The following is a 23,700-nucleotide window of genomic DNA, read 5'->3' as shown; positions in this document are numbered from 1 at the left end:
ACCCGAGCAGGCCGAGCGGAACGCGAGATAAACCCACGTCCGTCGAAACGGGGGAGGATCACTGGCGCCGCGAGGGCTGTGCTCGTCCGCTTGCGCCGCGCAGCACCGTCATCGGGCAGACGTCTTTGCGCCGCGCCAGCGCCCTTACGCTCTCTGCACGTGTCTGAATCGCGCAGCGGACTGCCGCCGTGGCGGTGGCGCTTCCATGGAAAACCCGCCCCCACAGCCTATCCCTCGCGATAGGGTGCTCGACCGTATCGCCAAATCGCGGGATCAAAGACCTTCCGAACCGCACGCAGTGAGCTATCCGCCCGTTCGAATAGGATGCAGCGTTAGCGCTCCGGTGGAGGGGGCGGCCCCTCACGCCATTCCGTCTCACCCTACCGGAACAGTGCGTCGAACAGGTTCTGTGGCGGCGGCGGCGACGGGGGGGCCGGTGCCGGGCCTTCGTTCGATGGGAAGAACTTTCGCGAGGGCTTCTGCTTCGGCTGGACCGGCACGCCGCGCGGCGCTTCGACGTCCACCTGACCGTTGGGGTTGACCTGCTGGGCCGTCCGCGTCGCGTCCTGACCACCGCGCTGGCGCCGGGATTTTTCAGGTTTCGACGCCAGAACTGGCGTATCCTCCTGCTCCTTCGCCTCGGCGATCACGTCGGAGCCGCCTTTACAATCCACGAGCCAGACGTCGTAGATCGGGTGCTCGATGGCGTGCAGGCCGGGGCTCGCCGCAAACATCCAGCCGGTGAAGATGCGGCGGTACTTGCTGTCCAGGGTGACCTCGTCGACTTCGAGGAAGCCCGTGGTCTTCGGGCTTTCCGTCGGCGGCCGGCTGTAGCAGACGCGCGGGGTGAGCTGGAGCGCGCCGAACTGCACGGTCTCGTCCACCGCCACCTCGAACGACACGATGCGGCCGGTGATCTTGTCGAGGCCCGAGAACACCGCGGTCGGGTTCTTGATCTTGTCGGCCCCGGCCGGGAGCGCGGAGAAGGTCAGGGCCGGAATGGCGAAGAGCGCGGCGAGGAGGCCGGATCGCGAAACGCGTGCGGTGCTGCGGCTCACGGCTCGCTCCCTTGTGACGGCGCGCCACGAGGCGATGACGACGCGACCCGCGGTTAAGCGTGCAACATTGGTGGAAAAAGGGCCGTGTCCGGCCCGAAGCTCACGCGCCCGGATTCCAGGGTGCGTAATCACCGGTGGCCGGAGGGCGCTGGCCGGTACTAAGTTGCGAGCCCTTCGGGCGGTAGGCGCCGAGCGTCCCCGTGAGGTTCTCGACATGCAGCTTCTGCCATTCGCGCGGAGTGTAGGCCTCCTCGCTCGGCGGCACGTCGGCGTTGTGGCACAGCCACGAGCGCCAGCCGGGGGGCACCTTCGAGGCGTCGGCGTAGCCGTTATAGACCACCCAGCGCCGCTCCGGCCCCACCGACCGGTCGATGAGGGGCCCAAGCGCCCGGTAATAGGTGTTGCCGCCTTCGTCCGTGCCGACGAACTGCCCTTTGCGTGCCGTGTAGAGGGCAAGCGACATGGTCTGCCCGTTCCACCAGGTGAAAATCCGCAGGAGCGTGTCCTTGAGAGCCATCGCGTTCGCCTGAAAGGGCCTTAGGGGCCGCCGGTCCGTCATTCGCGCGGGACTATGGTGAGGCGCTGCCCCCAAGTCCAGTCGGGGTACCCGCCTGCGCCCGGATTGTCACACCCCGGCGGCGTTAACCATTGCGTATGCCCGGCCCGGCTCGTCCCAACCTGTGCGCCATCAGAATCCTCGCGGCGATTCCGCGAGCGCCAAAGAGCACTTATCCGAAAGCCGCGGATATCCACAGGATTTAGGGTGCGGACACAACATCTAGTCAGGAACATAGCCGACGCACACAAGTTGTTGACGTGAGGGTCCTCGACGCGCTAGCTTTCGGATGTCGCCGAAGCGATCCGGTCCCTCGGCGGTTCATCGATTTTGTCTGGTTTGAACAGCGTGGCGCGGGCGTTCGCGGTCGCTTGTCCTCGCCAGCCCAGCATCACAACCCTGGCGCCATCGCGCGCTTGGCGGGAGACAGGTTTCATGCGGTTCGAGCGTCGCCTCACCACGGCCGGGCAATCCCCCTACTCCACGATTCCATTCCGCAAGACCCTGAGCGAGATCCGCAATCCGGACGGCTCGGTGGTGTTCCGCCTGGAGGGCATCGAGGTGCCCGAGAGCTGGAGCCAGGTCGCCAGCGACGTGCTGGCTCAAAAGTACTTCCGCAAGGCCGGCGTGCCGGCTCGCCTGAAAAAGGTCGAGGAGAACGACGTCCCGTCCTTCCTATGGCGTTCCGTGGCCGACGAGGCGGCTTTGACCGAGGTGCCCGAGGCCGAGCGCTACGTCACGGAAGTGTCGTCGACGCAGGTCTTCGATCGCCTCGCCGGCTGCTGGACCTATTGGGGCTGGAAGGGCGGCTACTTCACCTCCGAAGAGGACGCCTCCGCGTTTCTCGATGAGCTGCGTTTCATGCTCGCCCGCCAGATGGTGGCGCCGAACTCGCCGCAATGGTTCAACACCGGCCTGCATTGGGCCTACGGCATCGATGGTCCGGCGCAGGGTCATTATTACGTCGATTATCGCACCGGTGAGCTGACGAAATCCGCCTCGTCTTACGAGCATCCGCAGCCGCACGCCTGCTTCATCCAGGGCGTGCAGGACGACCTCGTCAACGAGGGCGGGATCATGGACCTGTGGGTCCGCGAAGCCCGCTTGTTCAAGTACGGCTCCGGCACCGGCTCGAACTTCTCCATGCTGCGCGGCGAGAACGAGAAGCTCGGCGGCGGCGGCAAGTCGTCGGGCCTGATGTCGTTCCTGAAGATCGGCGACCGGGCGGCCGGCGCCATCAAGTCCGGCGGCACCACGCGGCGCGCGGCCAAGATGGTCATCGTCGACATCGACCACCCGGATATCGAGACCTACATCGACTGGAAGGTGAAGGAGGAGCAGAAGGTCGCCGCCTTGGTGACCGGCTCCAAGATCGTCTCCAAGCACCTCACCGCGGTGATGAAGGCCTGCACCCAGTGCGAGGCCGAGGGCGACGCCTGCTTCGATCCCGAGCGCAACCCGGTCCTGAAGAAGGCCGTGAGGGCCGCCCGCAAGGACATGGTGCCGGATTCCTACACCAAGCGGGTGATCCAGTTCGCCCGCCAAGGCTTCACCAAGATCGAGTTCCCCGTCTACGACACCGATTGGGACTCGGAGGCCTACCTCACGGTGGCCGGCCAGAACTCGAACAACTCCGTCTCCCTCACCGACGACTTTTTGCGCGCGGTTGAAGCGGATGCCCCTTGGGAGTTGAAGGCCCGCACGACGGGAAAGACCACGAAAACCCTGCCGGCGCGTGAGCTGTGGGACAAGATCGGCGAGGCCGCCTGGGCCTCCGCCGACCCGGGCCTGCACTTCAACACCACCATGAACGACTGGCACACCTGCCCGGCGGGCGGGCGCATCCGCGCCTCGAACCCGTGCTCGGAGTACATGTTCCTCGACGACACCGCCTGCAACCTGGCCTCGGCCAACCTGCTGACGATGTACGACCGCGCCACGAACCACTTCGACGTTGCCGCCTTCGAGCATCTCAACCGCCTCTGGACGGTGGTCCTCGAGATCTCCGTGATGATGGCGCAGTTCCCCTCGAAGGAAATCGCCGAGCTCTCGTTCCGCTACCGGACGCTGGGTCTGGGCTACGCCAATATCGGTGGCCTGCTGATGAGCATGGGCCTGCCCTACGACTCGGATAAGGGCCGGGCGCTCGCCGGGTCGCTCACCGCGATCATGACGGGTGTATCCTACGCGACCTCGGCCGAGATGGCCGGCGAACTCGGGGCCTTCCCGGCCTACGAGGAGAACGCCGACGCCATGCTCAAGGTGATCCGCAACCATCGCCGCGCCGCCTACGGCGAGGCCGAGGGCTACGAGTTCCTGTCGATCGCCCCGGTGCCCCTGGATCTCGCCAACATCCCCCAAGCCGATCTTGCGGAGCGTGCCCGCCACGCCTGGGACCGCGCCCTCAAGCTCGGCGAGGAGCATGGGTATCGGAACGCGCAGGCGACGGTGATCGCGCCCACCGGCACCATCGGCCTCGTCATGGATTGCGACACGACGGGCATCGAGCCCGACTTCGCCCTCGTGAAGTTCAAGAAGCTCGCCGGCGGCGGCTACTTCAAGATCATCAACCGCGCCGTGCCGGACGCCTTGCGGACCCTGGGCTACCGCGAATCCGAGATTGCCGAGATCGAGGCCTACGCCGTCGGCCACGGCTCCATGGGCCAGGCCCCGGCCATCAACCCGGGCAGCTTGCGCGCCAAGGGCTTCACCGACGAGAAGCTCTCGGCCATAGAGGCGGGGCTGAAGCAGGCCTTCGACATCAAGTTCGTGTTCAACCGTTGGACGCTGGGCGACGTTTTCCTCACCGACGTGCTTGAGGTCCCGGCTGATAAGCTCTCCGACCCGACCTTCGAGATCCTGCCGTTCCTCGGCTATTCGAAGAAGGACATCGAGGCGGCCAACACCCATATCTGCGGTGCCATGACCCTGGAGGGCGCCCCGTTCCTCAAGGTCGAGCACTACGCGGTGTTCGATTGCGCCAACCCGTGCGGCCGCATCGGCAAGCGCTACCTCTCCGTGGAGAGCCACATCCGCATGATGGCGGCGGCGCAGCCCTTCATCTCGGGCGCCATCTCCAAGACCATCAACATGCCGAACGACGCCACCGTCGAGGATTGCAAGAACGCCTACAAGCTGTCCTGGACCCTGGCCCTGAAGGCCAACGCCCTCTACCGCGACGGTTCCAAGCTGTCCCAGCCCCTGAACTCGGCCCTCATCGCCGACGAGGAGGAGGATGCTGAGGAGGTGATCGAAGCGCTCGTCGCCCAGCCGGCTACGGCGAAGGCCGCGCAGCTCGCGGAGAAGATCGTCGAGCGGGTCATCGAGCGCGTCGAGCGCATCCGGTCGCGCGAAAAGCTGCCCGACCGTCGCAAGGGCTACACCCAGAAGGCGGTGGTCGGCGGCCACAAGGTCTATCTGCGCACTGGCGAGTATCATGACGGCCGCATCGGCGAGATCTTCATCGACATGCACAAGGAGGGCGCCGCCTTCCGCTCGTTGATGAACAATTTCGCCATCGCGATCTCCATCGGCCTCCAGTACGGCGTGCCCATGGAAGAATACGTCGACGCCTTCACCTTCACCCGATTCGAGCCGGCGGGCTTCGTGCAGGGCAACGACGCCATCAAGAACGCCACTTCGATCCTCGACTACGTCTTCCGCGAGCTCGCCATCTCGTATCTCGGCCGCATGGATCTCGCCCATGTCGACCCGTCCGAGATCGGCAACACGGTCATGGGCAAGGGCGAGGGCGAGGGTGCGCGCGGCGACAAGCCCGACGCCGTCGCGGCCAACGTGGTCTCCCGAGGCCTCCTGCGTGGATCGGCCGATCGGCTCACCCTGATCCAGGGCGGTCCGGCCGGCGGCGCGGTCGGGGTGGGAGCGTCCTCGGCCGGCGTCACAACTCCGGCAGGCGGCGTGGTCCATGCAATGCGCGGTGCCACGGCGTTGAAGTCCGAACCGATCCCGGCCGGCATCGCAGAGACATTGGTCGAGGCACTACCCTTCGCCAAACCGGAGCGTACGGTCTCCGACCGCCGCGCGGAGGCGAAAATGAAGGGTTATGTCGGCGAGGCCTGCCCCGAATGCGCGAACTTCACCCTCGTGCGAAACGGAACCTGCCTCAAATGCGACACGTGCGGCTCGACCACGGGTTGCTCGTGACGTCATGACGGACATGACTGGTGCGGAAGGAATCGATGTTCGTCCGCGTTACCAGGAACGGTGTCAGCGACGGTGAGCGATGTGTGTCCGCTGCAACCATGACAAGGCAGGCCGTCCGGGTCGGACGGCCTGAATGGGAAACGTGTGAGTCCAAACACCGCCGAGACCAATATCGGAACAGTGCCCTCTCGGGTTCGATCGTTTGGGGTAGGCGGTGTGGTTCGGGTGTGATTCAGGGGATCGGCGTCTGAGGGAGGCGTGCGATGCCTTCAGCCCTCAGCTCTCACGTGAGGGCAGGTTCGGATGCGGTCACAGCCCGGTCGCGTACGCCCACGGCCTCCGCCAGCAGTTCGGCCACGAGGTCGGCCTGGGAGACGATGCCGACGAGCCGATCGTCCGGACCGACGACAGGCAGGTGTGATAGGCCGTCATCGGACATCCACGGCACGAGGTCGGCGATAGGCGTGTCGGCGCGGACGGACCGGACGGGGCTGGTCATGATGTCCTCGACGCTGCCGTGCGGGGCGCGGCCACGGGCCAGGGTGAGGGCGAGGCGCCGCGCGACCCCGAGCCGCGGGCCGGGCCGCTCCCACACGGTCTTGTCGAGGAGGTCCGTCTGCGTGACGATCCCGAGGATGCGAGCGCCTTCGTCGGTCACCGGCAGCGCTTTGACGCGGTGGTGGCGCAGGAGGCCGAGGGCTTCGTGCAGGGGCGCTTGCGGCGCCACGGCGATGACGTTGCGGGACATGATGGCCGCGCAGGTGATCGGGCCGGCGGCACGCCTCCGATACCCTTCGAGCTGAACTCGCCCCAGGATCGCCGCGAGGTCGTCGCGTGCCACATCCAGGACGCCATCATACGCGGCGAGGACCGCGTCCAGATCTGCGTGGGTGACGCTCCGGGTGGACGGCGCTGGATCGGCGGTGCCGTGCCCGGGGGCGGCCCGGTGCGGATAGGCCCGTCCGGTGAGGTTGTTGAACACGATCGCGACGGCGAGGATCGCGACCGAATTGGCGCCCACGGGCCATAGGACGAAACCGTAGCCGAGGTCGTGGATGGCCGGGCCGCCGAGTACCGCCGTGAGGGCGACGGCGCCGCTCGGCGGGTGAAGGCAGCGCAGGGTCGTCATCAGGGCGATGGCAGTGCCGATCGCCACCGACGCCGCCGCGAGGGGATCCGGGATCGCGGCCGCGGCCGTGACGCCGACGAGGGCCGCGACGCCGTTGCCGCCGAGGATCGACCAGGGTTGGGCGAGCGGGCTCGCCGGGACGGCGAAGAGCAGAACCGCCGAAGCGCCCATGGGGGCGATGAGCACCGGCAGCACCGCGTCGGCTCCCAGGGCGAGGCGGGCGATCAGCCCCGTGACCAGGATGCCGACGAGGGCACCTGCCGCCGCACGCAGGCGCTCGCGCCGGCTCGGCGGCGGAGTGTCCGGCAGGAGCTGACGCAGGAACAGTCGCATCGTCGGAGCGGGCCTCGGCGTTCTATTTAGGCGGAAGGCTGCCGACCGATTCGTAGCAGGAGAGCGTGGCGCGGCAATCGGGGCCGAGCGTGACCGGTGTGATCACGACGCGCACGGCGCGCCCCGGGGCGCGCCGATTGGTTGTCAGGCGGAGGCCGATCCTAGACGGCGCGAGCCTGATGCAGGTGCTCGATCTGCTGCTGGGTGTAGCCGAGGTCGAGCAGCACTTCGTCGGTGTGCTCGCCGAGCAGCGGCGAGGCCTTGATGTCGACACTCATGTCCGAGAACTTGATCGGGCTGCCGACGGTCAGGTACGAGCCGAGCTTCGGGTGCTGCACCTCGACGACGGTGCCGCTGGCGCGGAGCGACGGATCGACGGACAGTTCCTTCATCGACAGGACTGGCGAGCACGGGATATCGAACTTGCGCAGGATGTCGACGGCCTCGAACTTGGTCTTGTCGGCGAGCCAGGCCTCGATGACCGCGAACACGTCGAAAATCTTGTCCTGGCGGGCGCGGGCGGTGTTGTAGGCCGGATCATCGATCCACTCCTCCTTGCCGATGGCCTTGCAGATCGGCGCCCAGGCATGACCCTGGATGGTGAAGTAGATGTAGGCGTTGGGGTCGGTCTCCCAGCCCTTGCACTTGAGCACCCAGCCGGGCTGGCCGCCGCCGCCGGCGTTGCCGCCGCGCGGCACCACGTCGGTGAATTCGCCGTGGGGATATTGCGGGTATTCCTCGAGGTAGCCCAGGGCATCGAGGCGCTGCTGGTCGCGCAGCTTCACCCGGCAGAGGTTGAGCACCGAATCCTGCATCGACACGGCGACCTTCTGGCCGGTGCCGGTCTTGTTCTTGTGGTGGAGCGCCGTGAGGATGCCGATGGCGAGATGCATGCCGGTGTTGGAATCGCCGAGCGCGGCGGCGCTGACGGTGGGCGGCCCATCCCAGAAGCCCGTGGTGGAGGCAGCACCCCCGGCGCACTGCGCCACGTTCTCGTAGACCTTGAGGTCCTCGTAATGGTGACCGTCCGAGAAGCCCTTCACCGAGGCGAGGATCATGCCCGGGTTCAGTTCCTGAATGCGCGCCCAGGAAAAGCCCATGCGATCGAGGGCACCGGGGCCGAAATTCTCGACCATCACGTCCGACTGCCGGATCAGCGTCTCCAGGACTTCCTTGCCCTCGGGCGTCTTGGTGTCGAGGGTGAGCGAACGCTTGTTCGAATTCAGCATGGTGAAGTAGAGGGCGTCGGCATCCTCGACGTGGCGTAACTGCGTGCGGGTCACGTCGCCGGAGCCCGGCCGCTCGACCTTGATCACGTCGGCGCCGAACCAGGCGAGCAATTGCGTGCAGGCGGGTCCGGCCTGGACGTGGGTGAAGTCGATGATCTTGATACCCTCGAGCGGCTTGCTCATGGTGGCGTTCTCCCTGATCGGTCGGTGACGGACACGCTGGTCTGTTGAAAGGCCCGCTTTGCTGCGGGTCTGGTGTTGGCCTTGGCGGCTTGTGGCCCGGTCAGGCCGTCTCCACCGCGCCCTGGGGCAGGACACGGGATTCCAGTTCGGCGACGCGGCGGCGCAGGTCGCGCTCCTCGGTCCAGCGCCGCGTCTCGTCGCGGATGATGGCGGCGATGCCCGTCACCGCGCCGTCGGGGCGGTGCAACAGCCCCACCGTGAAGGCGATGGAGAGCGCATGGCCGTCCTTGTGGATCGCCGGAACCCGCAGAACGTCGGCGCCGTACTTGGTGATGCCGGTCCGCATGGTCTCGAAGTAGCCGTCCCAATGGCGCCGGCGCTGGCGCTCCGGGGTGATGAGATCGAGGGACTGGCCCATCGCCTCCGCGGCCGTGTGGCCGAAGATACGCGTGGCGGCGGCGTTCCAGACCACGATGGCGCCCGACGGATCGGACACCACCACGGCATCGCCGATGGCTTCCACCAGACCGAGGACGTCGAACGCCTGTGCGGGGGCTCCACCGGGATCAACCATCGTTCAGCGCGTGCTCAGGGTGTCTTCGCTGCGCAGCACCACAGACGTTCGCAAGTGCAGCAAGGACGGAACGAAGTGGCGTCGAGGGATCGTCACGCGCATGATCGCTTCCTCCGGGCTTTGATTCGACATCGACGGCAACGAGAGCCGCAACGCCAGTCTCCTGGGCGTGACGAGGACTTGCTTTTTCTGTCCGCCCGTTGTTGGTATTTGGTATGCCAAGCATTTCGGACTGTCAACCGACCAGCCTGCCCGCCTCGGAGGAGCTGTCCTGCTCTCCGCCACTCGCGGGCGCCAAAGCGCCGCTCGGTCCGGCAGCGTCAGCGGGTTCGGCCGCCGTCGACGCGGCGGCCGGCCGTGGTCCAGGCATTCGGATCACCCAGGACGCGGCCTATCGCTTCACCGTGGATTTCGGCGGCCTCGCCGCGGTCCTGTCCGTCGACGAGGCGCCCCCCGCCGGTGAGGGGTTCGGTCCTTGCCCGGAACAGCTCCTCGTGGCGGCGGTCTCGAACTGCCTGTGCGCCTCCATGGTGTTCGCCCTCGGCAAGTTCCGCCAGGAGGCGGGCGGCGTGACGGCGGATGCCCATTGCCGGATCGTGCGAAACGCCGAAGGGCGCCTGCGGATCGGCGGAATCGAGGTCGCCATCGCGCTGGGCGCATCGGCCGAGGCTATGCCTCGCCTCGACCGGGTGCTGGAGCAGTTCGAGCGCTTCTGCACCGTGTCGCAGAGCGTCGAGGCCGGAATTCCCGTGGCGGTGACCGTCGCGGACGGCACCGGGCGGCGCCTGCGCTGACACCGAATCGAGATCACAGCGAAGGGAACATCAGCGATGCCCGAGACCGACCGCTCACGCGCCGAGGCACCCGAAGACCTCGCCCGCCTCTTCCATGCCCGCGCCAATGCGGGTGATGTCGAGGGTCTGGTCGCCCTCTACGAACCCGAGGCCGTCGTGGCGGCCGGCGCCGTCGTGGCCACGGGCCATGCCGAGATCCGGACGTTCTACGCCGACCTGCTTGCGCGCAAATCGAACTTTCCGGCCGTCGAGGCCCTGCCGGCTCTGCGCAACGGCGACCTCGCCATGACCTTCGCGCGCCTGCCCAATGGGCAGATCTCCGTGGAGACGGCGCGCTTGCAGGCCGATGGCGGCTGGCTCTGGGTGATCGACCAGCTCAAGATCAAACCCTTCACCCCGGCGGACGCCGCATGACCCGGACTCTCGCCGGCCCGACGGAACCCGACGCCGTCGCCCTCGCGCCGGAGCTCACAGGGCGACTCGGCTTCGCCCATCGCCTGCCGACGACGACGCCCCTGCCGCCCGGCCGGCACGCCCTCGGCCTGTTCGACAATCGTGACGCTGTCCTAGTGGTGCCCGAGGGGTTGGCGCCCGGCCGACCCGTGCCGTTGGTGGTGCTGTTCCACGGCGGCGGCGGCAGCGCGGAGCGGATCCTGCCGATGCTTGAGGCCCATGCGGCGGCGGAGGGGTTCCTGCTGCTGGCGCCCCAATCGCTGTTCCCGACCTGGGATCTCGTGATCGGCGGCCACGGCCCGGATCGGGAGCGCCTGTCCGTGGCCCTGGCGGCGGTGGCGGCGCGGTTTCCCCTCGATCCGGCGCGGCTCGTCTTCGCGGGGCATTCCGACGGCGGCAGCTACGCCCTGTCCCTCGGCCTCGCCAACGGCGACGTGGTCACCCACGTCGTCGCATCCTCGGCCGGGTTCCTGTCCGTACACCTGCAGGTCGGTGCGCCCCGGATCTTCGTTTCCCACGGCACACGCGACGAACAGATCCCCATCGACCGCAGCGCCCGCGTCCACGTCGCACGCCTGCGTGCCGCCGGCTACGCCGTGACGGCGGTCGAGTATGACGGCCCGCACGCCCACCAGCCGGAGATCGTCGCCCAGGCGGTGGCTTTCCTTCGCGCAACGGTGGAAACTTGAGCTGCTAGGCTCGTCAGGACCGCAACCGTGAAACGGCCTCCTCCGCCCGTAGGCCGGCGAGGTCGGCTGGTGCGACGGCATCGAGCGGCTCGGGGAAGGGAGCCGGGTCGGGACGGCAGAACACCAACGTATAACATACGACTTCTAGATCGACTGTTATATCATTTCAAATAGGAGATTCATTTCAGCAGCGGTGTCAGGCGATGCTGAGACCAGACGCGCATGATCGGCGGCGTCATGGGAGGTTTGGCGATGTCGGATGACGATGCACTGTATGCGCCAGCGGTCCCACGCAACCGGGAGCCCATCGGCGCGGCTTTGGCTAGCGTTCTGCCGCGCTTCGGCACCGTGCTGGAAGTGGCGAGCGGCACGGGTGAGCATGCCCTCCACTGGGCGGCGACGTTTCCCCATCTGATCTGGCAGCCGAGCGATCCGGACCCGGTGGCACGGCGCAGCATCGTCGCCCACACCCGCGCGGCGGCATTCGCCAATCTCCGTCCCCCGCTGGACCTCGACGTGTCCATGCCGCATTGGCCGATACCCCGCGCCGATGCCATCGTGTGCATCAACATGATTCACATCGCACCCTGGGCCGCGACGCCAGGGTTGATGGCCGGCGCCGTCCGCTTGCTGCCGCCGGGCGGGGTACTGGTCCTGTACGGTCCGTTCCGAGAGCACGGAGTACGGCTCGCGGACAGCAACGCCGCCTTCGACGCAGACCTGCGCGCCCGCGATCCGGCCTGGGGGCTGCGCGACCTTTCGGCCGTGATCCGTGCTGCCGAAGCCCACGGCCTCGCCCCCTCCCAGCATGTCGCCATGCCGGCCAACAACCTGTTCGTGGTGTTTCGCAAGGCTGATCCGGCGCGATGAAGCGCCTGGATACGTGCCGGATCGCACCCTCGCCCTCGAGGTAGAATGAACGTTCATTGACGTGAGAATGAACGTTCATTATACAGATGGGACAAGCAGGAGTTGGTGATGGTCCTTCCCCATCGTGGCCGCTGGCCGGAATTCGACGCCGTGGAGACCGAGGCCCCGTCCTCCGGGCGCCCCGTGGCGCTCCTCCGCGCGGTCTTCACCCCGGCGAACCTCGTGGTGATGGGCACCCTGGCCTTCGGCTGGCTCGCCCTCATCGGCTGGACCGGCGCCGGGCCGGACAGCTGGCAGGCCCGTGTCTGCGCCGACCTCGACCTTCAGCCCCGCGCCTGCGCCATGGTTCAGTCCTCCGGGACGGCCTCGTGAGCGCGGCCCTCGGCACCGTCATCGACGCGAGGAGCGGTCAGGCGGCGCGGCGCGAGCACATCCTCGACGCGGCGGAAGCCTGCTTCGTTCGCAATGGCTTCCACCGCACCACCATGCAGGATTTGGCCCGCGAGGCGGCCATGAGCCCGGGCAACTTCTACCGCTACTTCGAATCCAAGGAGGCGTTGATCCTCGGGTGGGCCGAGCGCGAGCGCGAGCGCGGCGTCGTCCTGGTCGAGAACCTGGAGCGGGCGGGCGACCGGCGCGCGGCCTTCCTGGGCGTCATCACGCAGTATTTCCAGCGGATCACGCGCGAAGCGGCGGTGCTGCGCCTCGACATCTGGTCGGAAGCAACGCGCAACCCGGCCATCGCCGCCATGACGAAGAGCGCCGACGCCGAGGCCCGCGACTGGTTCATCGAAACCCTTGCGGCGCTGGCCACTGACCCGGCCTTCGATCCGCACGCGGTCTACGCAATCCTCGATCCCCTGATGAAGGGGCTCGTCGTCAGCCGGGCCCTGATCCCGGGCTTCGATACGGCCGCTGCGGCGGCGCATCTCCGGGCCACCATCGAGGCCGGTCTTGCCGGCCGCCTCCCTGCCCCATCCCCCTCGGAGCCGACCTGATGATCCCGTTGCGCGCACGGACCCTCGGCGCCGTCCTCCTGTCGTTGTCCGCTGCCGGCCCGGCATCCGCCGACGTGGCCCCCGTGAAGGCCCCGCCCCTCCCCGCCGTCAGTGTGGTCGAGGCCCAGCGTCGCGAGATCGTCGAGACCGTGACGGTCACCGGAACTCTGGTCCCGCGCGACGAAATCCTGGTGACGCCGGAGATCGACGGCACCCGCATCACCGAAGTGCTCGCGGAGGAAGGCATGCGGGTCGAGCGCGGCCAGGTCCTGGCACGCCTGTCCCGCGACCTCATCGACCGGCAACTCGCCCAGCAGAAGGCGCTCATCGACAAGGCGGCGGCCTCCGTGCCCCAGGCCCAGAGCACCATCGAGCAGGCCAAGGCCGCCGAGACGGAGGCCCGCCTGTCCCACGACCGCGCCCGCCAATTGCTCCAGACGGGCAATGGCACCGCCGTGATCCTGGAAGGCCGCACCTCCGTGCTGCGCCAGGCGGAGGGCAAGCTCGCGTTCGCCCGCAACGGCCTCATCATCGCCAAGGCCGAACTCGCCCAGGCGCAGGCCGTGCGCGACGAGCTCGAGCTGCGCCTTGCCCGAACGGAAATCCGTGCCCCGGAGGCCGGCATCGTCAGCCGTCGTACGGCCCGCGTCGGCATGGCAGCCTCGGGGACGGCCGAGCCCCTGTTCCGCCTCATCGCCCGCGGCGAGATCGAGCTCGAGGGCGAGGTCATCGAGACCAGGCTGCCGCAGATCCTGGAGGGCAAGCCCGCTTGGATCGTACTCGGCGACGGCGAGCGGGTGGAGGGCAGCGTGCGCGCCATCTATCCGGAGGTCGACAAGGCGAGCCGGCTCGGCAAGGTTCGGGTGCGCCTCGACGCCGACTCGCGCCTGCGCATCGGCACCTTCGCGCGCGGCGGCGTCGAACTCGCCCGCACCCGCGACGTCACCGTGCCCCAGGCCTCCATCCTTTACGGCGCCGATCGGCGCAGTACCGTGCTGGTCGTGACTGGCGACCGGGTCGAGTCCCGCCTGGTCCGCACGGGCCTGTCCGACGACGACAGCATCGAGGTCCGCCAGGGCCTCGCAGAAGGCGAGCAGGTGGTCGCCCGCGCCGGCTCCTTCCTGCGAGACGGCGACCGCGTGCGCCCCATCGCGGTCGCCGGCCCGGCCGCCTTCGTGGCGGCGACGCCTTCGCCGCTGGCCACCGCTGAGGCCGGCGTTCCGTAGGGTCGCAATACCTCGATCCGGCCTGCGAACACGAACCTGCCTGAACGCATGCCGTATTCTCTCGCAGAAGCACCCTGACCGATGCGCCTGAACATCTCGGCTTACGCGATCCGCAAGCCCATCGGCCCCCTTGTCCTGTTCCTCGTGCTCATCGTCCTCGGCCTCTTCAGCTTCCGAGGCCTCGCCGTCACGCGCATGCCCAACGTCGACGTACCCATCGTCTCCGTGGCGATCACGCAGGCCGGCGCGGCGCCCTCCGAGCTGCAGACTCAGGTGACGAAGTGGGTCGAGGATTCCATCGCGGGCGTGCGCGGGGTCAAGCACATCACCTCGTCGATCACCGAGGGCTCGTCCGTCACCACCGTCGAGTTCCGCCTCGAGGTGAACACCGACCGGGCCGTCAACGACGTCAAGGACGCGATCTCCAAGATCCGCATCAACCTGCCGCGCACCATCGACGAGCCGGTGATCAGTCGCGTCGAGATCGCCGGTCTGCCGATCCTGGTCTACGGCGTCACCGCCCCCGCCATGCTGCCGGCCGACCTGTCCTGGCTGGTGGAGGACAAGATCGCCCGCACCCTCCAGGGGGTGAAGGGGGTCGGCGGCGTCGAGCGCGTCGGTGGCGTCGCCCGCGAGATGCGCGTGGTGCTCCAGCCCGACCGGCTCTTGGCGTTGGGCATCACGGCGGCGGACGTGAATCGGCAGCTGCGCATCACCTCCGCCGACATGGCGGGCGGGCGCGGCGAGGTCGGCGGACGTGAACAATCGATCCGGACGCTTGCCGCCTCCCGCACCCTGCGAGACCTCAAGGCCACCTCCATCGTCCTGCCCGGCGGCCGCAAGGTGCGCCTCGACGACCTCGCCACCGTGGAGGATTCCAACGAGGAGCCGCGCACCTTCGCGCGCTTCAACGGCAATCCCGTGGTGGCGTTCACGGTCTCGCGCGGTTCGGGCGCCAGCGACGCCGAGGTGGCGGCGGCGGTGGAGAAGAAGATCGCCGAATTCGCCACCACCTACCCCGACCTCGTGTTCGAGCAGATCGATTCCTCGGTCTCGGCCACCATCGGCTCCTACGATTCGGCCATGCACACCCTCATCGAGGGCGCGGTGCTCGCCGTCATCGTGGTGTTCCTGTTCCTGCGCGACTGGCGCGCGACGCTCATCGCGGCCGTTGCCCTGCCGCTCTCGGTGTTCCCGACCTTCTGGGCCATGGACGCCATGGGGTTCACCCTCAACGGCATCTCCCTGCTGGCCATCACCCTGGTCACCGGCATCCTCGTCGACGATGCCATCGTGGAGATCGAGAACATCGTCCGGCACATGCGGCTCGGTAAATCGCCCTACCGCGCCGCCATCGACGGCGCCGACGAGATCGGCCTCGCGGTCATCGCCATCACGGCGACCCTCATCGCGGTGTTCGCGCCGGTCTCGTTCATGGGCGGCATCGCCGGACGCTACTTCATCCAGTTCGGCCTCACCATCGCGGTGTCGGTCTTCATGTCGCTTTTGGTGGCACGCCTGATCACGCCGATGTTGGCTGCCTATCTTTTGCGCGATCATGGCCATGCGGAGGAAGCGGAGGGCCCGGTGATGCGGGCCTACGGCCGCCTCGTCGGCTGGTCCGTGCGCCACCGCTTCATCACCCTGATCGTCGGTCTGGCCCTGTTCGCCGGCTCCCTCGCCTCCACGGGCCTGCTGCCCTCCGGGTTCGTGCCGAAGCAGGACATGGCCCGCACCCTGCTCATGGTCGAACTCGCCCCCGGCGCGCGCCTCGCCGACACCATCGCGGCCTCCGACCGGGTGGCGGCGCGCATCCGCGCCCTGCCGGAGGTGGTCTCGGTCTTCGTCGACGGCGGGCGGCAGGTCGGCGGTAAGAAGGAGACGCGCCTCGCGACCTTCATCGTCAACCTGACGCCGAAGAACCAGCGCACGAAGAAGCAGGGCGCCGTGGAGGCCGAGATCTCGGCCCTCATCGCCGAGGAGCCGGACATCCGCTCGTGGGTGCTTCGCGATTCGGGCCAGCGCGATCTCGCCCTCGTGGTCGGCGGCCCCGACACGGCGGTGGTCTCGGAGGTCGCCGCCCGGCTGCAGCGCGACATGGCGGCGATCCCCCACCTCGTCTCGGTGATGTCGACGGCGCCCCTCAACCGCACAGAGGTCCGCATCCGCCCGAAGGAGGGCTCTGCCGCCGATCTCGGCGTCTCCACCGATGCCATAGCGGAGACCGTGCGGGTGGGAACCATCGGGGACATCGGCCTGAACCTCGCGAAGTTCAACGCCGCCGACCGGCAGGTGCCGATCCGGGTGCAACTGCCCGAGAGCGCGCGCGGCACCGTCGCGCGCCTGGAGACCCTCAAGGTTCCGGCCAAGAACAACGCCGCCGTGCCCCTGGCGGCCGTCGCCGACATCGAACTCGGCCAGGGGCCGGGCGCCATCGACCGCTACGACCGCGTGGTCCGCGTCGCCGTGGAGGCCAACATGGAGGGGTCGGATGCGCTGGGCTCCCTCATCGCCCAGGCTCTCGATACCCCGACGGCGAAGAACCTCCCGCCCGGCGTGACCATCCGCCAGACGGGCGACGCCGAGATCATGGGCGAGGTGTTCTCGGGGTTTCTCATGGCCATGGGCGCCGGAATCATGATGGTCTACGCCGTCCTCGTGCTGCTGTTCGGCTCGTTCCTGCAGCCCCTCACCATCCTGTTCTCCCTGCCGCTCTCCATCGGGGGCGCCATCCTGGGCCTGCTCCTGCTCAACATGCCCATCTCCATGCCGGTGGTCATCGGCATCCTGATGCTCATGGGTCTGGTGACGAAGAACGCCATCATGCTCGTGGACTTCGCCGTCGAGGAGATGGCCCGGGGCGTCGACCGGGTCACCGCCATCGTCGATGCCGGCCGCAAGCGCGCCCGCCCAATCATCATGACGACCCTCGCCATGGCGGCCGGCATGGTGCCCTCCGCCATGGCCCTCGGCGTCGGCGGCGAGTTCCGCGCGCCCATGGCGGTAGCGGTGATCTCGGGGCTGATCGTCTCGACCCTGCTGTCCCTGGTGTTCGTGCCGGCGGTGTTCCTGCTCATGGACAGCCTCGGCAACGTCCTCGGCCGCCTCCTTGGCCGTATCGTCGGGGCCCGCGACGAGGCCCCGGACAGCTCCGTCTCCCACGGGGTGTGAGGAGACGGACGACGCGTCTCGAACGAACAACGCGCCTTCGCGGGGTTCCTCGCCCCGCTCGCCTTCGGCATGAACCCTCGCACGAGTGGCGCGGGTTCCTCCCGCTGTCAGGAGCGGGAGCGCGGCGGTTCACCACGCCGGTGGTTGCGATTCTCGGAAAGAGACCGTTCGGATAGGTCAGCGCCGACTGGGGGGATTCCTTTCTCCAGTCCGGTCGGGCTGGCCGACAGTTTGCATACAGTTTCTCGTCCGGGCTCGGCCCACCGAAGGAACCTGTGTGCGCATGATCGATTCAACGACGCGTCGGACCACGCCCGCCCACGCCAAAGGACGCCTTCTCGCGATCACCCTGCTGTCGGGTCTGATGATGCCGGCGGCCCTCGCGCAGGGCGTCCTCAAGATCGGGATGACCGCCTCCGACATTCCGCTGACCACCGGTCAGGCCGACAATGGCGGCGAGGGTATGCGGTTCACCGGCTATACGGTCTATGACGGCCTCATCAACTGGGACCTGTCCTCGGCGACGAAGCCCTCGGTGCTGGCGCCGGGCCTCGCCACGAGCTGGACCGTGGACCCGGTCGACAAGACCAAGTGGACGTTCAAGCTGCGGGAGGGCGTGACCTTCCACGACGGCTCGCCCTTCACCGCCGAATCGGTGGTGTGGAACCTCGACAAGCTCCTCAAGACAGACGCGCCGCACTTCGATCCGCGCCAATCCGCGCAGGGGCGCTCCCGCATCCCGGCGGTGGCAGGCTACCGCGCCGTCGATCCGACCACCCTCGAGGTGATCACCAAGAATCCCGATGCCACCCTGCCCTACCAGATCGCCTGGATCATGATCTCGTCGCCGGCCCAGTGGGAGAAGCTGGGCAAGAGCTGGGATGCCTTCGCCAAGGCCCCATCTGGAACCGGTCCGTGGAAAATGACATTGTTCGCGCCGCGCGAGCGCGCCGAGATGGTGCCGAACAAGGCGTACTGGGACACGGCGCGGGTGCCCAAGCTCGACAAGCTCGTGCTGGTGCCCCTGCCGGAAGCCAACGCCCGCGTGGCCGCGCTCCGCTCGGGCCAGGTCGATTGGATCGAGGCGCCGCCGCCCGACGCCGTGGCGTCGCTGAAAGGCGCCGGCTTTTCCATCGTCACCAACGCCTATCCGCACAACTGGACCTGGCATCTGTCGCGCGTCGAGGGCTCGCCGTGGAACGACATCCGCGTGCGCAAGGCCGCCAACCTCGCCGTCGACCGCGAAGGCATGAAGGAGATGCTCAACGGCCTGATGATCCCGGCGCAGGGCTTCATGCCGCCGGGCTCGGCCTGGTTCGGCAAGCCGACCTTCAAACCGGGCTATGATCCGGAAGCCGCCAAGAAGCTCCTGGCGGAGGCCGGCTACGGGCCGAAGAAGCCCATCGTCACGAAGATCCTCATCGCGCCGTCCGGATCGGGCCAGATGCAGCCCCTGCCGATGAACGAACTCATCCAGCAGAATCTCGCCGATATCGGCATCAAGGTCGAGTTCGAGGTGGTGGAGTGGAACACCCTCATCAACCTGTGGCGCGGCGGCGCGAAGGCGGACATGTCCCGCAACGCCACGGGCATGAATTTTTCGTACTTCATCCAGGACCCCTTCACGGGGTTCATCCGCCATCTCCAATGTAATCTTGCTGCGCCCAACGGCACCAACTGGGGCCATTACTGCGACCCCGAGATGGACAAGCTGTTCGACGCGGTGCGCACCACCTTCGATCCGGCAGAGCAGACCAAGGTTCTGGAGAAGGTCCACGAGAAGTACGTCGACGAGGCCCTGTTCCTGATGGTGGCGCACGACACCAATCCCCGGGCCATGAGTCCGAAGGTGAAGGGCTTCGTCCAGGCGCAGAACTGGTTCCAGGATTTCTCGCCGATCTCCATGGGCAAGTGACCGGAGGCGCATCCATGTCGCCCCCACCCGATCACCTCATCCTGAGGCGCCGGAGCGAAGCGGAGGCCTCGAAGGAGGCCTCCAGCCTCTGCCGAGGCTATTGGAACCATCCTTCGAGGCCCGCTTCGCGGTCACCTCGGGATGAGGGCTACGGGCGGGACGGCCCACTCACTGAGGTGTCCCCATGCTGAGATTCATCCTCCAGCGCCTCCTCACCGTCACGCCCGTGGCGCTGGGCGTCAGCGTGGTGTGCTTCCTCCTCGTCCACCTCGCCCCCGGCGACCCGTTGAGCGCCGTGCTTCCGGTGGACGCCACGCAGGAGACCATCGACGCCATGCGGGCGGCCTACGGCTACGACAAACCGCTGCCCGTCCAGTACGTGATCTGGCTCTGGCACGTGCTCCAGGGGGATCTCGGCATCTCCATCGCCACCGGGCGGCCCGTGGCACAGGAGGTCGGCCGCGCCGTGGTCAACAGCCTGATCCTCGCCTCCGTTGCGACGCTCATCGGCTTCACCTTCGGCATGGTCTTCGGCTTCGTCGCCGGATACTTCCGCAACTCGATCCTCGACCGCTTCGCCTCCGCCGTGTCGGTATTCGGGGTCAGCGTGCCGCATTACTGGCTCGGCATGGTGCTGGTGATCGTGTTCTCGGCCCAGCTCGGCTGGCTGCCGCCCACCGGCGCCGGCCCGGACGGCTCGGGCAACTGGCGGCCCGATTTCGAGCATTTGCGCTACATCATCCTGCCGGCCCTCACCATGTCGGTGATCCCCATGGGGGTCATCGCCCGCACGGTCCGGGCCCTGGTGGGCGACATCCTGGCCCAGGATTTCGTCGGGGCGCTGCGGGCCAAAGGCATGAGCGAGTTCGGCGTGTTCCGGCACGTCGTCAAGAACGCGGCCCCCACGGCGCTGGCCATCATGGGCCTGCAGCTCGGCTACCTGCTCGGCGGTTCGATCCTCATCGAGACGGTGTTCGCCTGGCCGGGCACGGGCTTCCTCCTCAACGCCGCGATCTTCCAGCGCGACCTGCCCCTGCTGCAGGGCTCGATCCTCGTCCTGGCGATGTTCTTCGTCGCCCTCAACCTCATCGTCGACGTCGTGCAGACGGCGCTCGACCCGCGCATCGAGAGGGGCTGATGGCACACACGATCGCACCGGCCATCGACATCGCAGGCGGGGCTTCTCCCGCCTCGTCCACCCCCGACGCCTTCGTGGCCTCGCGGGGTTTCTGGGGGCAGGTCGGCCACAAGCTCGTCCGCGATCCCGTGGCGATGGTGGCGGCCTGCATCATCCTCGCCATCGTGGCCGTGGCGATCCTGTCGCCGTGGATCACCCCCATGGATCCGTATCGCGGCTCGATGCTGCGCCGGCTCAAGCCCATCGGCGACGCCACCTACATCCTCGGTTCGGACGAGCTCGGCCGCGACATGCTGAGCCGCCTGATGATGGGCGGGCGCCTGTCGCTGTTCATCGGCGTCACCCCGGTCATCTTGGCCTTCGTCATCGGCTCGGGGATCGGGATCCTCGCCGGCTACGTCGGCGGCTGGGTCAATACCGTGTTGATGCGGACCGTCGACGTGTTCTTCGCGTTCCCGTCCGTGCTCCTCGCCATCGCGCTCTCGGGCGCGCTGGGGGCCGGTGTGTTCAACTCCATCGTCTCGCTGACCTGCGTGTTCGTGCCCCAGATCGCCCGCGTGGCCGAGAGCGTGACCACGCAGATCCGCTCGCGCGACTACGTCGATGCCGCCCGGCTGTCGGGTGCCTCGACGTTCACGATCCTCCGGGTGCAGGTGCTCGGCAACGTGCTGGGGCCGATCTTCGTCTACGCCACCAGCCTCATCAGCGTGTCGATGATCCTCGCTTCCGGCCTGTCGTTCCTCGGCCTCGGGGTGAAGCCGCCGGAGCCCGAATGGGGCCTGATGCTGAACACCTTGCGCACGGCGATCTACGTGAACCCCCTGGTCGCGGCGCTGCCGGGGCTCGCCATCTTCATCGTGTCGATCTCGTTCAACCTGTTCTCGGACGGGCTCAGGTCCGCCATGGAGGTGAAGTCGTGAGCGTCCTGACAGGCACCGTTCCGCACGACCGCGACCGGGGCGGCCCGGCCCAGCCCCTGCTCTCCATCGACGGGCTGGTGAAGCACTTCCCCGTCAAGAAGGGGATCGGCGGCAAGAAGGCTGTGGTCCGCGCCGTAGACGGCGTCGATTTCAACATCCTGAAAGGGGAGACCCTCGGGATCGTCGGCGAATCCGGCTGCGGCAAGTCAACGACGGCGCGGCTCATCATGGGGCTGATGCCGCACGATGCCGGCGAGTTGCTGTTCGACGGCGAGCGCATCGGCGGGCGCGCCCTCCCCTGGCGGGAGTTCCGCGCCCAGACCCAGATGGTGTTCCAGGACAGCTACGCCTCCCTCAACCCGCGCATGACCATCGAGGGCTCCGTGGCGTTCGGGCCGCGGGTGCACGGCGTGCCGAAACGCCAGGCCATCGAGCGGGCGCGCTCGCTCCTCGCCCGCGTCGGCCTGGAGCCCTCGCGCTTCGCCGCGCGCTATCCGCACGAACTTTCCGGAGGGCAGCGCCAGCGCGTGAACATCGCCCGCGCGCTGGCCCTGGAGCCGCGCCTCGTGGTCCTCGACGAGGCGGTCTCGGCCCTCGACAAGTCCGTGGAGGCGCAGGTGCTGAACCTGCTCATGGATCTTAAGCAGGAATTCGCCCTCACCTACCTGTTCATCTCCCACGACCTCAACGTCGTGCGCTTCATCTGCGACCGGGTGGCGGTGATGTATCTCGGTCAGGTGGTGGAGATCGGCCCCGCCGACACCGTTCTGGCCGACCCGGCCCATCCCTACACGGCGGCCCTCCTGTCCTCGATGCCCTCCATGGACCCGGACGCGCGCACCGAGGTGGCACCGCTGGCTGGCGACCCGCCCAACCCCATCGATCCGCCGCCGGGCTGCCGCTTCCACCCGCGCTGCACCCTGTTGGAGGAGGTGTGCCGGACGCGACCACCGTCCCTCGCCCCCGTCGATCCCCAGCACCGCGTTGCCTGCCTCGCCCGCCAGCCGGGCTCCGGCCACTCCGCCGCCCCCACCCTGTCGGTGGCCGCATGAGCCGGCCTCCTCATCACCGAAGACTGACCGGATCGAGCGCGGGTCCCCTCTCCTGCAAGGAGAGGGACAGGGTGAGGTGTGTGACCTCTTCGGAGATGGCTCACACCGCATCCCAACCCTCTCCTTCCAGGAGAGGGAGCCGGTTGCACCGCACGATAGCCCGGAGGGCTCGCCCATGAGCAGCGGACTCGCAAAGGAGCCCGCCGTCGCCATCCGGGGCCTCCGCGTGGTGTTCGGCGGCGTGGTCGAGGCCGTGGACGGGGTCGATCTCACCCTGGAGCGCGGCCAGGCCGTGGCGCTGATCGGCGAATCGGGCTCCGGCAAGAGCGTGACCCTGCGTGCCATCATGCGGCTCAACCCCGAACGCAAGACGCGGATCGAAGGGGAGATCCTGGTCTCCGGCCATGATGTCATGAGGCTGTCCCCGAAAGCGCTCCGCGCCCTGCGGGGACGCGCGGTGGCGATGATCTTCCAGGAGCCGCTCCTCGCCCTCGATCCGGTCTACACGGTGGGGAAGCAGATCACCGAGGCGATCCGCCAGCACGAGACCATCGGTGCCGAGGCCGCACGCCGGCGGGCCCTCGAGCTGTTCGAACGCGTCCGCATTCCGTCCCCGGAACGGCGCCTCGACGCCTATCCGCACGAGATGTCGGGCGGCATGCGCCAGCGCGCTATGATCGCCCTCGCGCTCGCCTGCCGGCCGCAGGTGCTGCTCGCCGACGAGCCGACCACGGCGCTGGACGCCACGGTGCAGATCCAGATCCTGCTGCTCCTGCGCGAGCTGCAGGCCGAACTCGGCCTCTCGACGCTCTTCGTCACCCACGACCTCGGCGCCGCCGTGGAGGTCGCCGACCGCATCGCCGTGATGTATGCCGGCCGGATCGTCGAGGAGGGCTCCGCCCGCGACGTGGTGCTCAACCCCCACCACCCCTACACCATCGGCCTCCTGCGCAGCCGCGCCGACGGGGCGCTCGCCAAGGGCTCGCGTCTGAAGACGATCCCGGGCTCGCCCCCGGATCTCGCCAACCGCCCGCCTGGCTGCCCCTTCGCCCCGCGCTGCTTCCTCGCGGAGGAAAGATGCCACGTCGACGCCCCCCCGGACGTTGCCGTCGCGCCGGGACACCGGGCGGCGTGCTGGCGTACGGACACGGCGCAGGCCGCGTTCCAGGGCGACCGGGCACGGGTCCTCGAAGTGGCTCACTAGACCGGCCGGTCCTTGGCCTTCGGACGGGGGCCACGGGTGCGCGC

19 protein-coding genes are annotated in these 23,700 nt (G+C 68.1%); 14 read left to right on the top strand and 5 right to left on the bottom strand.

The features are described from left to right. Positions 1 to 380: 380 nt before the first annotated feature. Positions 381 to 1,058, bottom strand: a complete 678-nt coding sequence (locus ASF52_RS16425) for a DUF2155 domain-containing protein (protein ID WP_082483538.1) — start codon at positions 1,056 to 1,058, stop codon at positions 381 to 383. 100 nt (positions 1,059 to 1,158) lie between these two features. Beyond that, complete coding sequence (locus ASF52_RS16420; RefSeq protein WP_056174334.1) at positions 1,159 to 1,575, bottom strand: NADH:ubiquinone oxidoreductase subunit NDUFA12; 417 nt, start codon at positions 1,573 to 1,575, stop codon at positions 1,159 to 1,161. Between the two features lie 474 nt (positions 1,576 to 2,049). Here ASF52_RS16420 and ASF52_RS16415 point away from each other — a divergent pair, with 474 nt between their 5' ends. Beyond that, a complete protein-coding gene (locus tag ASF52_RS16415) occupies positions 2,050 to 5,778 on the top strand; it encodes a vitamin B12-dependent ribonucleotide reductase (RefSeq protein WP_056174332.1) in 3,729 nt (1,242 codons plus the stop codon). Between the two features lie 283 nt (positions 5,779 to 6,061). Here the strand turns inward: ASF52_RS16415 and ASF52_RS16410 are convergent, their stop codons facing one another. From ASF52_RS16410 to ASF52_RS16400, 3 genes are all read right to left on the bottom strand, one after another. After that, a complete protein-coding gene (locus ASF52_RS16410; protein ID WP_056174330.1) occupies positions 6,062 to 7,240 on the bottom strand; it encodes an HPP family protein in 1,179 nt (392 codons plus the stop codon). Between the two features lie 161 nt (positions 7,241 to 7,401). Further along, complete coding sequence (frc, locus tag ASF52_RS16405; protein ID WP_056174328.1) at positions 7,402 to 8,652, bottom strand: formyl-CoA transferase; 1,251 nt, start codon at positions 8,650 to 8,652, stop codon at positions 7,402 to 7,404. Between the two features lie 100 nt (positions 8,653 to 8,752). Further along, positions 8,753 to 9,226, bottom strand: coding sequence for a PAS domain-containing protein (locus ASF52_RS16400; protein ID WP_056174326.1), 474 nt, complete (start codon positions 9,224 to 9,226; stop codon positions 8,753 to 8,755). Positions 9,227 to 9,594: 368 nt separating this feature from the next. Between ASF52_RS16400 and ASF52_RS16395 the strand changes: the two genes are divergently transcribed. From ASF52_RS16395 to ASF52_RS16335, 13 genes are all read left to right on the top strand, one after another. Then, the gene (locus ASF52_RS16395; RefSeq protein WP_056174957.1) at positions 9,595 to 10,020 is read left to right on the top strand and encodes an OsmC family protein; all 426 of its coding nucleotides are present in this window, start codon (positions 9,595 to 9,597) and stop codon (positions 10,018 to 10,020) included. A gap of 36 nt (positions 10,021 to 10,056) precedes the next feature. Beyond that, on the top strand, positions 10,057 to 10,434 hold the full coding sequence (locus ASF52_RS16390) for a YybH family protein (RefSeq protein WP_056174324.1): 378 nt from the start codon (positions 10,057 to 10,059) through the stop codon (positions 10,432 to 10,434). Further along, on the top strand, positions 10,431 to 11,162 hold the full coding sequence (locus ASF52_RS16385; RefSeq protein ID WP_056174322.1) for an alpha/beta hydrolase: 732 nt from the start codon (positions 10,431 to 10,433) through the stop codon (positions 11,160 to 11,162). The genes ASF52_RS16390 and ASF52_RS16385 overlap by 4 nt, the downstream gene beginning before the upstream one ends. A 222-nt stretch (positions 11,163 to 11,384) precedes the next feature. After that, positions 11,385 to 12,032: a DUF938 domain-containing protein gene (locus tag ASF52_RS16380; protein WP_056174320.1), complete on the top strand. Its 648-nt coding sequence runs from the start codon at positions 11,385 to 11,387 to the stop codon at positions 12,030 to 12,032. 108 nt (positions 12,033 to 12,140) lie between these two features. Beyond that, positions 12,141 to 12,404, top strand: coding sequence for a hypothetical protein (locus tag ASF52_RS16375; RefSeq protein ID WP_156630184.1), 264 nt, complete (start codon positions 12,141 to 12,143; stop codon positions 12,402 to 12,404). Next, positions 12,401 to 13,030 carry a TetR/AcrR family transcriptional regulator gene (locus ASF52_RS16370; RefSeq protein WP_056174319.1) on the top strand — a complete coding sequence of 210 codons (630 nt, stop codon included), beginning with the start codon at positions 12,401 to 12,403 and terminating at the stop codon, positions 13,028 to 13,030. The genes ASF52_RS16375 and ASF52_RS16370 overlap by 4 nt, the downstream gene beginning before the upstream one ends. Further along, the gene (locus tag ASF52_RS16365) at positions 13,030 to 14,256 is read left to right on the top strand and encodes an efflux RND transporter periplasmic adaptor subunit (RefSeq protein ID WP_056174317.1); all 1,227 of its coding nucleotides are present in this window, start codon (positions 13,030 to 13,032) and stop codon (positions 14,254 to 14,256) included. The genes ASF52_RS16370 and ASF52_RS16365 overlap by 1 nt, the downstream gene beginning before the upstream one ends. An 81-nt stretch (positions 14,257 to 14,337) precedes the next feature. Then, positions 14,338 to 17,427 (top strand): efflux RND transporter permease subunit, encoded by a 3,090-nt coding sequence (locus ASF52_RS16360; protein WP_056174314.1) that lies wholly within the window; start codon positions 14,338 to 14,340, stop codon positions 17,425 to 17,427. 364 nt (positions 17,428 to 17,791) lie between these two features. Next, positions 17,792 to 19,342 (top strand): ABC transporter substrate-binding protein, encoded by a 1,551-nt coding sequence (locus ASF52_RS16355; protein WP_244473862.1) that lies wholly within the window; start codon positions 17,792 to 17,794, stop codon positions 19,340 to 19,342. Between the two features lie 184 nt (positions 19,343 to 19,526). Then, positions 19,527 to 20,480, top strand: a complete 954-nt coding sequence (locus ASF52_RS16350) for an ABC transporter permease (RefSeq protein WP_056174311.1) — start codon at positions 19,527 to 19,529, stop codon at positions 20,478 to 20,480. Further along, positions 20,480 to 21,400, top strand: coding sequence for an ABC transporter permease (locus tag ASF52_RS16345; RefSeq protein ID WP_056174309.1), 921 nt, complete (start codon positions 20,480 to 20,482; stop codon positions 21,398 to 21,400). Before ASF52_RS16350 ends, ASF52_RS16345 begins: the two co-directional genes overlap by 1 nt. Further along, positions 21,397 to 22,452 (top strand): ABC transporter ATP-binding protein, encoded by a 1,056-nt coding sequence (locus tag ASF52_RS16340; RefSeq protein ID WP_056174307.1) that lies wholly within the window; start codon positions 21,397 to 21,399, stop codon positions 22,450 to 22,452. The genes ASF52_RS16345 and ASF52_RS16340 overlap by 4 nt, the downstream gene beginning before the upstream one ends. A gap of 175 nt (positions 22,453 to 22,627) precedes the next feature. Continuing rightward, on the top strand, positions 22,628 to 23,656 hold the full coding sequence (locus ASF52_RS16335) for an ABC transporter ATP-binding protein (RefSeq protein ID WP_056174304.1): 1,029 nt from the start codon (positions 22,628 to 22,630) through the stop codon (positions 23,654 to 23,656). Positions 23,657 to 23,700 lie beyond the last annotated feature (44 nt).

Source organism: Methylobacterium sp. Leaf112 (genome assembly GCF_001423295.1).
Taxonomy (GTDB): domain Bacteria; phylum Pseudomonadota; class Alphaproteobacteria; order Rhizobiales; family Beijerinckiaceae; genus Methylobacterium.
This window is presented reverse-complemented; position numbering and strand designations above follow the sequence as displayed.

What these genes read in the sequence shown, in the direction of transcription:
- ASF52_RS16420 (WP_056174334.1), bottom strand. Translation starts at nt 1,575, where the DNA reads ATGGCTCTCAAGGACACGCTCCTGCGGATTTTCACCTGGTGGAACGGG.
- ASF52_RS16415 (WP_056174332.1), top strand. Translation starts at nt 2,050, where the DNA reads ATGCGGTTCGAGCGTCGCCTCACCACGGCCGGGCAATCCCCCTACTCC.
- ASF52_RS16410 (WP_056174330.1), bottom strand. Translation starts at nt 7,240, where the DNA reads ATGCGACTGTTCCTGCGTCAGCTCCTGCCGGACACTCCGCCGCCGAGC.
- frc (WP_056174328.1), bottom strand. Translation starts at nt 8,652, where the DNA reads ATGAGCAAGCCGCTCGAGGGTATCAAGATCATCGACTTCACCCACGTC.
- ASF52_RS16400 (WP_056174326.1), bottom strand. Translation starts at nt 9,226, where the DNA reads ATGGTTGATCCCGGTGGAGCCCCCGCACAGGCGTTCGACGTCCTCGGT.
- ASF52_RS16390 (WP_056174324.1), top strand. Translation starts at nt 10,057, where the DNA reads ATGCCCGAGACCGACCGCTCACGCGCCGAGGCACCCGAAGACCTCGCC.
- ASF52_RS16385 (WP_056174322.1), top strand. Translation starts at nt 10,431, where the DNA reads ATGACCCGGACTCTCGCCGGCCCGACGGAACCCGACGCCGTCGCCCTC.
- ASF52_RS16380 (WP_056174320.1), top strand. Translation starts at nt 11,385, where the DNA reads ATGATCGGCGGCGTCATGGGAGGTTTGGCGATGTCGGATGACGATGCA.
- ASF52_RS16375 (WP_156630184.1), top strand. Translation starts at nt 12,141, where the DNA reads ATGGTCCTTCCCCATCGTGGCCGCTGGCCGGAATTCGACGCCGTGGAG.
- ASF52_RS16365 (WP_056174317.1), top strand. Translation starts at nt 13,030, where the DNA reads ATGATCCCGTTGCGCGCACGGACCCTCGGCGCCGTCCTCCTGTCGTTG.
- ASF52_RS16360 (WP_056174314.1), top strand. Translation starts at nt 14,338, where the DNA reads ATGCGCCTGAACATCTCGGCTTACGCGATCCGCAAGCCCATCGGCCCC.
- ASF52_RS16355 (WP_244473862.1), top strand. Translation starts at nt 17,792, where the DNA reads ATGATGCCGGCGGCCCTCGCGCAGGGCGTCCTCAAGATCGGGATGACC.
- ASF52_RS16350 (WP_056174311.1), top strand. Translation starts at nt 19,527, where the DNA reads ATGCTGAGATTCATCCTCCAGCGCCTCCTCACCGTCACGCCCGTGGCG.
- ASF52_RS16345 (WP_056174309.1), top strand. Translation starts at nt 20,480, where the DNA reads ATGGCACACACGATCGCACCGGCCATCGACATCGCAGGCGGGGCTTCT.
- ASF52_RS16335 (WP_056174304.1), top strand. Translation starts at nt 22,628, where the DNA reads ATGAGCAGCGGACTCGCAAAGGAGCCCGCCGTCGCCATCCGGGGCCTC.